Annotated in this window: 10 protein-coding genes and 1 pseudogene; 4 read left to right on the plus strand and 7 right to left on the minus strand. The window is 59.4% G+C overall.

Features of this window, described 5'->3' with window-relative positions; translation table 11 throughout:
* The first annotated feature begins 1 nt into the window (after position 1).
* On the plus strand, positions 2-1,939 hold the full coding sequence (locus tag MKleb_RS22625) for an FUSC family protein (protein WP_025106041.1): 1,938 nt from the start codon (positions 2-4) through the stop codon (positions 1,937-1,939).
* Positions 1,936-3,414 (plus strand): MdtP family multidrug efflux transporter outer membrane subunit, encoded by a 1,479-nt coding sequence (locus MKleb_RS22630; RefSeq protein ID WP_025106040.1) that lies wholly within the window; start codon positions 1,936-1,938, stop codon positions 3,412-3,414. Before MKleb_RS22625 ends, MKleb_RS22630 begins: the two co-directional genes overlap by 4 nt.
* Here MKleb_RS22630 and MKleb_RS22635 read toward each other — a convergent pair.
* Complete coding sequence (locus MKleb_RS22635; protein ID WP_033836473.1) at positions 3,411-6,122, minus strand: LuxR C-terminal-related transcriptional regulator; 2,712 nt, start codon at positions 6,120-6,122, stop codon at positions 3,411-3,413. The two genes, MKleb_RS22630 and MKleb_RS22635, sit on opposite strands and share 4 nt — an antisense overlap.
* Positions 6,123-6,289: 167 nt before the next feature.
* On the opposite strand from MKleb_RS22635, the gene MKleb_RS22640 reads away from it, so the two are divergent.
* Entirely contained in the window at positions 6,290-7,069 is a 780-nt protein-coding gene (locus MKleb_RS22640) for an acetoin reductase (RefSeq protein ID WP_025106038.1), read from the plus strand.
* A gap of 40 nt (positions 7,070-7,109) precedes the next feature.
* Here the strand turns inward: MKleb_RS22640 and MKleb_RS22645 are convergent, their stop codons facing one another.
* From MKleb_RS22645 to deoC, 6 genes and pseudogenes are all read right to left on the minus strand, one after another.
* Positions 7,110-8,663, minus strand: coding sequence for a peptide MFS transporter (locus MKleb_RS22645; protein ID WP_004124798.1), 1,554 nt, complete (start codon positions 8,661-8,663; stop codon positions 7,110-7,112).
* Positions 8,664-9,159: 496 nt separating this feature from the next.
* On the minus strand, positions 9,160-9,582 hold the full coding sequence (locus MKleb_RS22650; RefSeq protein WP_025106037.1) for a hypothetical protein: 423 nt from the start codon (positions 9,580-9,582) through the stop codon (positions 9,160-9,162).
* Positions 9,583-10,005: 423 nt separating this feature from the next.
* Positions 10,006-10,200 (minus strand): type 2 periplasmic-binding domain-containing protein, encoded by a 195-nt coding sequence (locus MKleb_RS22655; RefSeq protein WP_170873298.1) that lies wholly within the window; start codon positions 10,198-10,200, stop codon positions 10,006-10,008.
* Complete coding sequence (locus tag MKleb_RS22660) at positions 10,181-10,954, minus strand: DeoR/GlpR family DNA-binding transcription regulator (protein WP_009654966.1); 774 nt, start codon at positions 10,952-10,954, stop codon at positions 10,181-10,183. Before MKleb_RS22660 ends, MKleb_RS22655 begins: the two co-directional genes overlap by 20 nt.
* Positions 10,955-11,015: 61 nt before the next feature.
* Positions 11,016-12,521 (minus strand): annotated as a pseudogene (locus tag MKleb_RS22665) (xylulokinase).
* A gap of 53 nt (positions 12,522-12,574) precedes the next feature.
* Positions 12,575-13,324: a deoxyribose-phosphate aldolase gene (deoC, locus tag MKleb_RS22670; protein ID WP_046876706.1), complete on the minus strand. Its 750-nt coding sequence runs from the start codon at positions 13,322-13,324 to the stop codon at positions 12,575-12,577.
* Between the two features lie 363 nt (positions 13,325-13,687).
* Between deoC and MKleb_RS22675 the strand changes: the two genes are divergently transcribed.
* Positions 13,688-14,488, plus strand: a complete 801-nt coding sequence (locus tag MKleb_RS22675) for a DeoR/GlpR family DNA-binding transcription regulator (protein WP_046876704.1) — start codon at positions 13,688-13,690, stop codon at positions 14,486-14,488.
* Positions 14,489-14,557: the final 69 nt, after the last annotated feature.

The raw sequence follows: 14,557 nt of genomic DNA on the forward strand, positions 1-14,557 counted from the left end.
CATGCAGAGCTTGTGGCCCTTTCTGACCCGGGAACTCCGCGATGCGCCGGGGCGGGCGAACTACACCCTGCGCCTGACGCTCAGCTGCGCGGTGCTGATTGTGCTGTTTATGACGCTGCATATTCCCTTCCTCGCCGTCGCGCTGATCGTGGTGTTTTACGTCAGCCAGCCGAACGTCCTGATGATCAAACTGGTAAGCGTGGTTTTCGTGGTGACCGTCAGCGTCGCGCTGGGCGGCGTGCTGCTGATTATCAAGTGGACCTATGACTATCCGCTGATCCGCCTGGTCGCCTCGGTGATCCTGTTCTTCTGCGCCATTTACCTGATGCGGGTGCTCGGCAAGCTCGGGCTGGCGTTTTTCGTGGTGGCGCTGGCGGTCATCTATGCCCAGACCTTCCCGTCGATGACCAGCCAGAGCGAAATTCTGGTGCGCCTGCTGCTGTGGCTATGGGTGGCGATCAACACAGCCATTCTGGTGACCCTGCTGGTCAACGCCTGTTTCCAGCAGGCCTTTCCCGGCTATCAGTTCAAAGCCCGGCTGGTGGTGATGCTCCGCCAGACAGCGCGGCGCCTGAGCCAGCCGGACGATGGCACGCCGCCGCCCACCGTTACCGAGATTGCCGGGCAGTTTAACCAACTGCGGTCCCTGTATCAGCAGGCCGCGCGCGCCACGCCGGAGATTGCCGCCAGCCCGCAGGCCTGGCAGTCGCTGATGGCCGCCGCGCTGAGCTGCTCTCATTTGACGGCGCTGCTCCAGCCGGGCGACGACCATCCCGATGCGCGTCGGCGGATAGCCAGCCAGCTTAACGCGCTGGCGGATAATCTGCCCGCGGCGGCGGAGGTCCAGCCGCTGATTGTCCCGCGCGACGGCGCCAACAGCGCCATTTTGCAGGAGATCGCCGAGGTTCTGGCGCGGCTGGCGCGCGGCGAAACCATCCCGCTGCCGCAGGGCGAAGTGGAAAAAGCGCCGCTGCTTTTGCCGGACGCGTGGTCCAATCCGGCCTATCTGCACTTTGCCCTGAAAACGCTGCTGGCGACGCTGCTGTGCTACGTTTTTTACACCGCCGCCGACTGGCAGGGCATCCACACCATCATGCTGAGCTGCGTGATCGTCGCCCAGCCGGGCCTGGGCGCCACCATGCAGAAAACGTGGCTACGCATCGGCGGCGCGCTGCTGGCCACGCTGATTGCGCTGCTTCTGATCGTCTTTGTGCAGCCCTGGACCGATTCGCTGAGCGGCCTGCTGGCGATGACCCTACCGGTCTTCGCGCTGGCAGCGTGGATTGCGGCGGGGTCGGAGCGCATCGCCTACGCCGGCATTCAGATAGGCTTTACCTTCGCGCTGGCGTTCCTGAGCTGGTTTGGTCCGCTCAGCAATCTTACCGAGCTGCGCGACCGGGTTATCGGCATCCTGCTCGGCGTGCTGGTTTCCTCCATTGTTCATCTCTATTTATGGCCCGATAGCGAAGCGCCGCAGCTGAAAGCGCGTCTGGCCCAGCTGTATCGCCAGCTGGCGCAAACCCTCGCCGCCCGCGACGATGAGGTTCAGCAGGTACCGCTGTTTGCCGCGCTGACCGAGAGCGAAACCTTAATCAACCGGGTGGCCGCCGAGCCGCTGGGAACCTATGCGCACCCGTGGCCGGAAGCCAAAAGCTGGCCGGCGCGGGCAACCTTTCGTCAGGCAGAGGAGATCCTGCGCCTCAGCGAAGGCTATCGCCTCTACGCCGCGCCGGAAGATACCTTTTTAGCCCGCTGCGCCCGGCGGCTTGAAGCCTATGCCAGCGATATCGATGCGCAGCAAAATACCGTTGAGCGCGTTCAGGCGCAGCAGCCGGATCCGGCGAATCCGTTCGGCGCGCCGCTGGTCAATGCGCTGGCCGCGCTGCCCACGTGGCCGCTTGCGTCTTCCGTTATTCCGCGACAGGCAACCCGATCATGACGAAAACCACTCCTCTTCCGCGCGTCTGGCGCTCCCTGGCGCTTGCCTTCGCCCTCACGCAATTAGCCGGCTGCGCGTTAATTCAGGACGATCCCGGCCAGGTACCGCTGGTCAACCCGCAGCAGGCCGAGCTGGCGCAGGTGATCCACCTGGCGAACAGCGGCTGGCCGACGGCGCGGTGGTGGGAAGGCTATCAGGATCCCCAGCTCAATATGCTGGTTAATCGCGCGCTGCAGAACTCCCCCACCATGCAGGCGGCGCGGCTGCGTATTTCGCAATCGCAGTCCACGGTTGAGCTGGCGCAGTCGGCAATGGGCGTTCAGGCCACCGCCGTGGCGGCGCAAAACCGCCTGCGGGTAACCAATAAACAGTTTACCTGGCCCTACTCCTTCTCCCTGCCTGTGGATAAAAACGGCCCCTGGTACACGCTGAACACGGTCGGCGTCGGAGCGACGCTGAATATCGATTTATGGGGCGCCGACCGCGCCCGCGTCGCCGCCGCGATTGGCGAAAAGAACGCCCGCCAGGCGGAGACCGCCGGTATCGAGCTGGATCTCGCCAGCAGCGTGGCTCAGCTCTATTTCGCGATGCAGGCAACTTTTCAGAAAATCGAATTACTCAACCAGCTGGAGGCTATCGCCCGCCTCTCGGTGCAGGCGCACGAGCATCGTACCGCGCGCGGCGTCGAGGATAGCGTCGATGTCGCCAATGCCCAGGCGGAGCTGCTGGCGGCGCAGCAGCAGGTGATTACGGCGCAGGGGACGCTGACGCAGTACCGGGAAACCCTGCGGGCGCTGATCGGCGCCGATGCGCATAGCATGCCGGAGATTCACCCCGTGGCGCTGCCGACGCTGCAGGAAACGCTCCCGGACTCGCTCTCGTTTGAGCTGCTGGCCCGCCGCCCGGACCTGCAGGCGCTGCGCGGCTACGTTAGCGCCTCCATGAGCCAGGTGGACGCGGCAAAAGCGGCCTTTTACCCGCACTTTGATATCAAGGCCTTCTGGGGCTACAACGCGCTGAGCGTCGGCGATCTGTTTAAGTCCTCATTCCAGCAGATCAATATACTGCCGGGGCTCTATTTACCGCTGTTTGACGGCGGGCGCTTAAACGCCAACCTGAAATCGACGCGTACGGCGAGCAATATTTTGATTAAGCAGTACAACCAGGCGGTGCTGGACGCGGTGCGCGACGTGGCGATTAGCTCGAGCCAGCTGAACGATTTGAACCAGCAGGCCGCCCTGCAGCAGCAGAAAGTGACGGCGGCGATGGTGACCACCCGCAGCGCTAGCGCGCACCATCAGCGCGGGCTGGTCAGCTACTATGCGGCGCAGGAGGCGCGTCGCCCGGCCATCGCGCAGCAGCTTTTGCTGCTGGATATCCAGGCCCAGCGGCTCAGCACCGATATCACCTTGATTAAAGCGCTGGGCGGCGATTATCGCGGCCCGGCGCTGAGCGAGAACGCCCCATCGCGCTAGCTTAACAGGCGCCATTCGCGCGCCTGGTTTACCGCCTGGATGCGCCCCTTCACCTGCAGCTTTTCATACAGCTGCTTAAGGTGCCATTTGACGGTTTCCGCCGAAATGCCCAGCTCGCGCGCCACGCCCTTGTTGGAATGGCCGTTGGCAATCAAACGCAGGGTCTGCTGCTCCCGTTCAGTCAGCCGCAGCGCGGGCGGCTGCGGACGCGCCGTATCAATCACGATACCGGCGGCGGCGAAGCGGGACAGCAAAGCGACGATATCGGCGGTCAGCGCATCATCCGCCGCGCCGCGCTTGTGCATCTCCGCCAGCAGCGCAGCCATCTCTTCCCTCCCCTCCAGCAGGCTGCGCCACAGCCCCTGACGCAGCGCGCGCGCAAGCGCCGGTCGGCAGACAGCCATCGCCTGCTCCCGCTCGCCGGCACGCCAGAGGGCAAGCGCCTGTTTGAGCCGCAAACGCACGGCGAATAGCCACTCGCCGCTGGTTTCCCGCACGCCGGCCAGCGTATCCAACAGCCGGGCGGCGGCCTGCGGTTCGCCGGCGGCGATAAGGAGACGGCTCTGGCTGAGCGCGATATATCCGCCGGCAGCCTCCGTCTGGCTAAGGGTCTGCAGGCGAAGCAGCAGCGCGTCGGCGGCCAGTTTGTCGCCCGCGTGAAGGGCAACGGCAATCCGCTCCGCCAGCAGCGGAGCCTGCGCCCGCAGCCAGCCGCGCTGGGCCGCCAGCCCTTCGGCATGCAGTAATAGTGATTCGGCTTCCGCCAGTCTCCCCATTTCACGGGCCTGACGGGCCAGGATGATATAGCCGCGGCTAAGGCCGTCGGGCGGACAGAAGCTATCGATGGTCTCCAGACGCGGAACCAGCAGGCTTTGCGCCTGCTCGCCCTTCCCCTGCTCCCAGGCGATCTCGGCGAGAATGGGCGCCAGGGTAGCGCCGCTGCTGGCGTTCTCGCCGGTATGCTGCTCCGCATAGCGCAGCGCCCCCGCGGCCTGACGTTCCGCTTCGGCAAGATTCCCCTGGCGCAAATAGCTCTGCGCCATAACAAAGGCCCGGTAGACCGTCACGAACAGGTTGCGGTTAGCAACGCTGACGCCGGATACCCGCTGCTGTACCTCCAGCGCCTGCTGCGGCCGGGAGTCCGCAAGATGGCAGTAGCTGAGGATGTTACACACCAGGCCATCAACCCAGATATCGCCGCAGGGCACCTCGCGCAACAGCGGTTCGACTATAGCGATACTGCGGGCAATATTGTCGGCAAAGGCTTCGCAGATCGCGCGAACGACCCGCAGCTTCACCCACGAGCTGTGGGCCAGCGCCCCGCCATGCGCCGCCGATTGCGTCTCAATGGCGTCGAGCAGCTGGCGAGCGTCGCTAAACCGAAAGCGGTGGGCTAACGCCCAGGCCAGATTAAGCTGAAGCTCGATGCGCGACGGGTCGAGATTGGCTGGCAGGTAGCGTATCCATTGTACCAGGGTATCGATATCCCCCTCCTCCGCCAGAGACTGCGCGCCCGCTTCCGCATCCCTGGCCGCCGATTTTCCGGCGGCCAGCGCATGGCGTATCGCCTCGGCCCACAGCTGCTGCGAGGCGAACCAGGCGCTGGCGCGATCGTGCAGCTGGCGAATATCAATTTCCCCGCCGTGGCGCAGGCGATGCAGCAGCGCGTCGCGCATCAGCGGGTGATAGCGAAACCAGCGGCCGCTGTCGTCCAGCGCGGAAAGAAACAGATTGTGCTGTGCTATCCACCTCAGCATCTCGCCGCCGTTATGGCGGCCGCAGACGGCATCGCACAGATCCGGATGCAGGCGATTAAGCACGGAAGTATGCAGCAGGAAGTCGAATACTTCAGGCGGCAGCGGCGCGAAAATCACTTCATCCAGATAGCGGGAGATTGACCGCGAGCCGGCGCCAAGGCCCATCGCCGTAGACGCGTCCGGGGAGAGCGCGGCCATTTTCATTCCCGCGACCCACCCTTGTGTGAGCGCGATAAGCCGGGGGATCGCCTGCGGATCCAGTCCCGACGCGCCGGCGAAATAAGCGCGGGCTTCGCTGGGGTTAAAGCGCAGCTCCGGGTCATAGACCTCCAGCAGCTGATCCTGCATATGCAGACGGCTCAGGGCTAAAGGCGGCTGACTACGGCTACCGATAAGCAGATGCAGCGCCGGCGGCGCATGGTGCAGCAGCCAGCTCATTCCCTGATGAATCGCCGGGTCGCTGATGCACTGATAGTCGTCGAGGATCAGGTAGAGCGGGTGCGGGCACTGATTAAGCTGATTAACGAGCTCAGCAAAGAACAGGGGGAGCTCGACCGGAAGATCGTCTTGTAACAGATGCAGAAACGACGGGCTCCACCCCTGCCACAGCGGCCGCAGCGCCTCCTGTAGATAGCGCATAAACAGCAGCGGCGCGTTGTCGTCCTCTTCAAGGCTCAGCCAGGCCAGCGCATCCCCTTGTCGAAGGCGGTGCCGGTACCACTGCGCCAGCAGAGTGGTTTTGCCAAACCCGGCGGGCGCGCGCAGCAGGGTTAAACGGCGGGAGACGGCGCCGTCGAGGCGCTGCAGCAGGCGCTCCCGCGACAGCAGGCTTTCCGGCGTACGGGGCGGCGTAAAGCGCGTGGAAATAAGCGGCAGCGTCCCGGTGAAACGTAAAGGTTCCTGATGAACAAACGCTGTCAGTGAATCATCCGCCGAGGGTAAAAAAGCCATACCGCGATTACTCCTTAAATCCAGTCCGTACGCTCATTATCCCCCCCATCAGGGGGGTAGGCCACGCTTATTGCGCCCGATAGAGTAGTGCCATTCGCCGCAGCGGCTACGACGACATCGGCCGCGGGCCTCCCTGGTTTATTAATCAGTACAAGGTGAGTACAGACATGGCTATCGAAAATAAAGTTGCGCTGGTGACCGGCGCCGGTCAGGGCATTGGTCGCGGTATCGCGTTGCGTCTGGCTAAAGACGGCGCGTCGGTGATGCTGGTCGACGTGAACCCGGAAGGGATTGCCGCCGTCGCCGCCGAAGTGGAAGCGCTGGGGCGCAAAGCGGCCACCTTCGTCGCTAACATAGCCGACCGCACGCAGGTGTACGCCGCCATTGATGAAGCGGAAAAACAGCTCGGCGGCTTTGATATTATCGTGAACAACGCCGGGATCGCCCAGGTTCAGGCGCTGGCCGATGTGACGCCTGAAGAAGTGGACCGCATCATGCGCATCAACGTTCAGGGTACCCTGTGGGGCATTCAGGCGGCGGCGAAAAAATTCATCGATCGTCAGCAGAAAGGGAAAATCATCAACGCCTGCTCTATCGCCGGTCATGATGGTTTCGCGCTGCTGGGCGTCTATTCCGCCACCAAATTTGCCGTACGCGCCCTGACGCAGGCAGCGGCGAAAGAGTACGCCAGCCGCGGCATCACGGTAAACGCCTACTGTCCGGGGATTGTGGGAACCGGAATGTGGACCGAGATCGATAAGCGCTTCGCCGACATTACCGGTGCGCCGGTGGGCGAAACCTATAAAAAATACGTGGAAGGCATCGCCCTTGGCCGCGCCGAAACGCCGGACGATGTGGCAAGCCTGGTCTCTTATCTGGCAGGCCCGGACTCCGATTATGTTACCGGTCAGTCGATTCTGATCGATGGCGGTATTGTTTACCGTTAAGGGATAAACCCGGCGCAGAACGCGCCGGGTTTTTGCGGGATTACGCGTTAGCCGCGGGCTCCTGCGGCTTGTCGCTGCGGGTGTTTTCCAGCATCCGGCGAACCGGAACAATCAGCAGGCACAGCACCGCGGCGCAGATCAGCAGCGCAATGGAGCAGCGTGCGAACAGGTCAGGCAGCATATCCAGCTGATCGGCCTTAACGTGCCCGCCAATCAGGCCCGCCGCCAGGTTACCCAGGGCGCTGGCGCAGAACCACAGCCCCATCATCTGGCCGCGCATTCTTTCCGGCGCCAGCAGGGTCATGGTCGCCAGGCCAATCGGGCTAAGGCACAGCTCCCCCAGCGTCAGCATCAGAATACTGCCCACCAGCCACATCGGCGAAACGCCCGCGCCGTTGTTGCTCAGGACGTTTTGCGCCGCCAGCATCATCAGGCCAAAGCCCGCCGCCGCGCATAAAATACCGATAACAAACTTAGTGATGCTGCTCGGACGGACGTTTTTGCGCGCCAGCGCAGGCCATGCCCAGCTGAATACCGGCGCCAGCAAAATAATAAACAGGGCGTTGATCGACTGGAACCACACTGCCGGGATCTCGAAGGAGCCGAGCATACGGTTGGTATAGTCGTTAGCGAACAGGTTAAACGAGGTCGGTTTCTGCTCAAACGCTGACCAGAAAAAGGCGGCGGAGATGAGCAGGATAAAGCATACCAGCAGGCGGGCGCGCTCTTTGCGGCTGAGTCCGGCGAAGACGAACAGGTAGATAAAATAGAGCACCACCGACGCCGCAATCACGTAGACCAGCACGCTGGCGACCGCCACCGGGTTAATCACGATAACGCCCTGGGCAATCAACGCGATGATAACCGCCACGCCGACCGTCAGCGCCAGCAGCCATGCGCCGACGCCGTTTCGTTTCACTACCGGGCTGTTCCAGGTGGAGTCGAGGCCGACTTCGCTGTCGTAGCGTTTCATCGCCGGAACGGCAAAGACGCGGAAGATAATCAGCGCGACCAGCATCCCGATGCCGCCGATGCCGAAGCCCCAGTGCCAGCCGTGAGATTTAATCAGCCAGCCGGAGATCAGCGGGGCGATAAACGACCCCATGTTGATGCCCATATAGAACAGCGAGAAGCCGCCGTCGCGGCGCGCATCGCCTTTCTTGTACAGCGTACCGACCATCACCGAAATACAGGTTTTGAACAGGCCGGAACCGAGCACGATAAACATCAGGCCGATAAAGAACAGGCTATCCCCCATCACCGCCGACAGCGCGATGGAGAGATGGCCGAGGGCGATCAGAATCGAGCCGTACCAGACCGCCTTTTGTTGCCCGAGCCAGTTATCCGCCAGCCAGCCGCCGGGCAGTGCGGCAAGATACATGGTCCCGGCAAAGATCCCGACAATGGCCGACGCGTTCTCGCGCGCCAGCCCCATCCCGCCGTCATAGACGGTGGCCGCCATAAACAGGATCAGTAATGGTCGAATACCGTAAAACGAGAACCGTTCCCACATTTCGGTGAAAAACAGCGAACCGAGGGGGTAAGGATGACCAAAAAAGGTCCGAGTTTCATTTTTATTAACAGAGGAATGCATAACTTCTCCCAAAGATGTCCGCAGCGCTTTAACGCAGCGGAAAGCGTGTTGGCCTTTTATACACAAGGCCAATCATTCACATTTAATGTGACGTAATTTAACCATTTGATAACCTAATAATGGTCCTGTCTAGTCCCTTCCCCCAACTTTTTAGATGAAAAGTCGACAAACGTCTACTTTTACAGATTTAAAGTTGGCAACAGAGGAAATGTGATTGACAGAGGCATTCATGACAAAAATGATACTTTTTCATTTATTTACAAGGAGTTAAGAAATCACCCTGGCAACTTCATCCCACCAGAAAACCCGGGCGATAAAAGGGGTAAAAGCGGGAAAAAACAGCATTAATGGGGGCTTTATTGAGTAATGCCGTTTAATGACATTCTCATCGACTCAAACCAGGAGGAACTCGCGGCAGGAAATATCCAACCTGCAGCCGGAAGAACGATCGAAGCGAGCATCCCGGCTCATTGGCCCATTGGCGGAGAGGAAATATCTACAGATAGCGGATCAAAAAGACGATAAGCTCCTCAATCAGCTGTGGCTTCATGACTCTAAAAATATACTTAAACTTTTTATGGGATATTTTTACAATGCGCCATTTCGCTTTTGATGCCGTCAGCCGCAGGGTGAGCCTGACTTTCAGCGACAGGCTTTCTTCAGATACAATAATCCGCACTTTATTTCTTGCGTAGTCATATTTGAAACTAATATCAAAAAAGAAACCATCGTTTGCCACGGTGATTTTTTTAGCATCACCAAAAGAACCCTTAGTAACTTTATTACCAGGATTTGCTTTTAGATGTGACAATATTGAGACATATAAGCACACGAATTTTATTTTAAACTCACGCCGCTGTCGCTTTATCTCCTCCTTTTCCTTCCTTAATCTTTCCAGGCTATTTGTCATCGAACTCATTTATTCTTCCTGCCATATGATTTATATCCTATATAATCACCAGCGAGGTTTTTAAGACAGGATAGCATCACGATAATTCTCCATGCGAATAATCAGACAACGCCTCAGAATGTTATTTCTGTAGCGTTCGTTAGTATCCGCTCATTATGGCTTGCATAATGACAATATATAAAATATGGTTTTTACTGCCATAACGCGATTCTGACATAAAGATTGAAATAAAATCCACTTTTTATTTCATTGGACATCTTTTTCAGAAGTTTCGCGTTACATTTTAAATGTCCGCGCGCTAAGAATTATATTAGCTACGCGCATAATGTATTGAAAACTTTTAAAAAGGGAGAGAACCAGTAACCGTTTGTTCGTTGACGGATAAGCCGATGCTCCCGATGGCATACAGGAACGTTTGAGGGGCTATACCCTTCAGGGGGTATCTTTCCTGTACGCCACTATCAACGACGCTTTAATCCAGCGCGCTTTAATTGCGCTATATTCGGGAGAAGCCGTCACTTTCTCCAGCGCCGGATTGATACGCGGCGCAATACCGAGCCCTTTACCGTAGTACTCCGGATCGGTGCGCCTCTGCCGGAACAGAACGCTAGAGGTGCGCCTCTTCATCCAGGGAGATCACCTGAATGCCGGCATTACGATACGCCTGAACGTCATCGGGCAGACGATCGACCACCACGGTATCAATCCGATCCGCGGCGGTAAACTGGGCAAGCGAGGTATTATTCAGCTTGCTATAGTCGCAGACGATAATCACCTGGCTGGCGTGTTCAACCATGCCGCGTTTCGTTTCTGCCAGCATGATATCGGCCACGCAGGCGCCGTGTTTCAGCGACAGCGAATTGGCGCCCATAAACGCTTTATCGACGTTCAGGGTATCAAGAATAGAGCGTCCGTTGATCGCCACCACGCAGTGGTACCCCTTCTTCACGATCCCGCCCAGCAGAATGGTTTGAATCGAGGGGCTGGCTTCCAGCTCGCGGGCGATTTGGTAATCGTTGGTGACCACCGTGACGTTTTGTCGGTCGCGAATATTGCGCGCGATATGCAGGGTCGTTGTGCCGGTATCCAGCACGATAATGTCGCCATCCTCAACCAGCGCCGCTGCGCGCTGGCCGATCCGCTCTTTCGCGCTGAGGTTGACAATTTCACGCGCGTCCGACGCCTGTTCAAAGCTCGCCCGCGTGCGAAGGACGGCGCCGCCGTGGGTACGGGTCAGCAGTCCCTCCTCTTCCAACTGGCGGAGATCGGCACGAATGGTGGCGCCAGATACATTAAAGACGTCACACATCTCAGAAACAGCCACTTTGCGTTTTTCCCTGAGAATACTGAGCAACTTCTCCTGTCTTTCTTCTGCAAACATTCTGCCTCTCTCTTATTTACGGCACGTTACGCGCGACGCGGCGCTGGCTTACCGTTGCTTATCAGTCGGGTCCTGCGCTCAGGGCATCCAGCCTGTCGTATAAGGCGGCGGATTGCCGGTAGAGCGTATCAAAAAGCTCGCTGCAGGCGTGGTAATAATCCCGCAGACGGGGATCCGGCGAAATCAGCTTACCGAACTGCACCGTCTGCCTCACGCCGCTGGCAAAATCCGCGTACAGCCCCGCGCCAACCCCGGCGATAATACCGCATCCGGTGACGCCATTCTCCTGGTTGCGCGTAGATAATATCGGAAGATTGTACGCCGCGGCTTTGATTTCAAGCCACAGCGGGCTTCGCGCGCCGCCGCCGGAAGCGATCATTTGTTGCGGATATTGCCCGCACGCCTGCAGCTGGCGCAGATTGCGCCAGGACGCAAAGGCCACCCCTTCCAGGACCGCGCGGAATAAATGACCGCGGCGATGCTTGCGCTGCAGGCCGAAGAACTGCGCCCGCGAGTTCGTGTGTTCGGCCAGGCGCTCTCCCGTCAGATAGGGAAGAAAGAGCAGCCCTTCCGCACCGGCCGGCACCGCCGCCGCTTCCTGCAAAAGCTGCGGGTGGGTAATCTGGTTATCGGCAAGCGCCAGCCGCGCCTAGCGGACGGCATCGCCGCCGGCGTCGAGAATCGTAAATCCGCCCCAGGCCGCGTTAGCCAGATGAAGGTTATTGACCAGCGGGTGGCGTAACGGCCGCGGCGACACCACGGTGATCAGCGTCGACGTGCCGGTGGAGTCGGACGCCATCCCCGGCTCATATACTCCCGAGCCCAGCAGAGAGGCCGCCATGTCCGACGTACCGGCAACCACCGGGATCCCTGGAGGCAGGCCCGTCAGGCCGGCGGCGCGTGGGGTTACCTGGCCGATAATGTCGCTGGAAAGTTTGAGGTCCGGTAGCTGATCGACCCGCAGGCCAAACGTTTCGCAGGCTTGCGAAGACCAGGCGCGGGTTTCGCTGTCCATCAGGAAATAGCAGGACGCCTCGCTATAGTCGGTCGCCAGGGCGCCGGTCAGCATGAAATTAATATAGTCCTTCGGCATTAACACTTTGGCGAGCTGCGGCCAGCGCTCCGGATGATGTTCACGCCACCAGGCTAATTTGAAAGCGGGCCACGCCGCCGCGGGTGGATTATTTAAATGCGCCAGCCACTTTTCCCGCCCTTCGCGCGCGGTAAAAGCTTCCACCTGCGGCTGGCTGCGCTTGTCATTCCACAGCAGCGCCCTGTCCTCCACCAGCTCGCCGCGATCGTCCAGCAGGACGGTGCCGTGCATCTGCCCGCAGGCGCCAATAACCGCAATCTGCGCAGCCGTTTCAGGATAGCGGTAAAGCACCTCGCGTATACAGTCGCAGGCGGCCTGCCACCATAAAGACGGGGCCTGTTCTGACCAACCCGCACGCGACGTGGTCTGTTCATACTCTCTTTGCGCAAAGCCGACCATCGTGCCGTCAACGCGCAAAAGAGCGGCGCGGGTACTGCCAGTGCCAACATCAATCGTGAGTATTTTATCTTTCATCACTGACTCCGGTGACGTCTTAAGGCGGGCCATCAGGCCCGCGGTCTCTCAGTTTAATCGGCGTTCAGCTCGGGAAAGCGTTCCGGGTGCTGCTCCAGTTCAGCCAGCACCTTTGTGACCGCGCCATGGCTCATGCCAAAGCGGCGGACGCCAAGCTGGTACAGGGCGCGCACCGTTGCCAGATCGCGAATCCCCCCGGCACCTTTGATATCGATTCGGCCTTTAAGCTGGTCGGCAATAATGCTGACTTTTTCCACCGTCGCGCCGGTCGGCGCCCAGCCGGTGGAGGTTTTGACCCACTTCATCCCCACCTCTACGGCGATATCGCACACGCGGCGAATCTGCTCCTCATTGAGATAGTGCGTTTCGAGGATCACCTTCGCCGGTACCGGCGCGGCGGCCTCCACCACGCGGCGCAAATCTTCGCGCACATAGTCATAATCGCCGGATAACACTTTGCCGATATTCACCACCATATCCACTTCGCGGGCGCCATCGGCAATCAGCTGCCGCACTTCCTGAACCTTGGTGTCAGTCGCATGCCCGCCGCCGGGAAAGCCGACCGGCCCGCCAATCATCACCTCTCCCGTCCCCTGCTGTGGCAGCAGCGTACTGAGAAAACGCGTCCAGCAGGGCAGAACGTGGACGGAAATAATGTTGTATCGGGTTGCCAGCTCGGCGCAGGCGCGAACGTCCGCTTCGGTACTGGTGGCCTGGACTGCGCTCAGGTCGACTAAACGTGCAAAACGACGGGTTGTTTCATTCATGGTTTTATCCTGCTCTTTGTTTTTAGTTGCTTTCATTTAATGCTCTTACTCGGCTTAAATCCATTTAAAAACGCATCAAATGAAAATAACGTGATCAAATTAGCATTTTTTTATTTTCATTTGCTTTTAATTAGCAGACGAGAAATGAGCGAAGCCCTTGATGAACGGGCGTAAACGGGCATAAACGGGCGCAAAGGCAATATTGCATTTATTTTTGTTTGTTTTTGTTTATGCCTGAATAACGGGCGAGAGAGCGAAACCGCTGCCGGATATGACGCCAAAATGCGTACGCTGTCACATTGACCGGCGACAAAACGGTCGCCTTCGCCGGATATTCCGGAGGTCTCAACGCCCTGCGCAAGGGAAAGGTAATCTGATTATGTACTTCAGGAGAGAGCTATGTTGCCGCTGGAACGTCATCGTTTGATTGTTGAACTGCTGGGCCAACGCGGCGTGATGCGGGTGAATGAGATTGCGCAAGCGACTCGGGTCTCCAGGGAAACGATTCGCCGCGATCTGAGCGAGCTGGAACGGAAAGGGATCTTAAATCGGAGCCATGGCGGAGCGCTGGCGGCGGAGAACCCGCTGCCGGCGATCCGAGCGGCGTCGCCCGCCCTGCCGGTCGAAGATAGCCAGGGAAGCTTTCAGCAGAGAACGCTGCTGCACAGCGAAGGAAAAATGCGCGTTGCCCGCAAAGCGCTGCAGTGCCTCCAGCCGGGACAGACCATCGTCCTGGACGGCAGCAGCACCAGCTGGTTTTTGGCCCGGCAGATGCCGGAGATGGCGCTAACGGTTATCACGCCCTCTATCCGCATCTTGCAAACGCTGATGAGCAGACGCTCGTTGCATCTCGTGGGACTGGGGGGCGATTTTTCCCCGACCGAGGAGTCGTTCTTCGGTGAAACCGCCTCACGAACGCTGCGCGAGTACGCCGTCGATACGCTCTTTTTCTCCTGCCAGGGGCTGGAGCGCGATAGCGGTTTATATGCGGGTACGGAAGCCCACGCCGCCCTGTTGAAACAGATGATGCTGGCCGCCCGTCAGACCGTGGCATTGGTCGACGGCAGCAAGCTGGGGCGAACAGGCGTCGCACGGATCGGCGGATTGGGCGAGCTGGACTGTTTAATCACCGAAAAGTTTGTCGATCCGCTGCTGGAAAAAGAGATGACCTGGCATAACGTCGGGCTACAGATCGCCTGAGTACGCCGTCATGACGTGACGGTGACTACGCGCATTGTCGAAACGCTGCTTCCCGCGGCAGGGCCAGAC

This window comes from Klebsiella sp. PL-2018, assembly GCF_019048985.1.
GTDB lineage: Bacteria > Pseudomonadota > Gammaproteobacteria > Enterobacterales > Enterobacteriaceae > Klebsiella > Klebsiella michiganensis.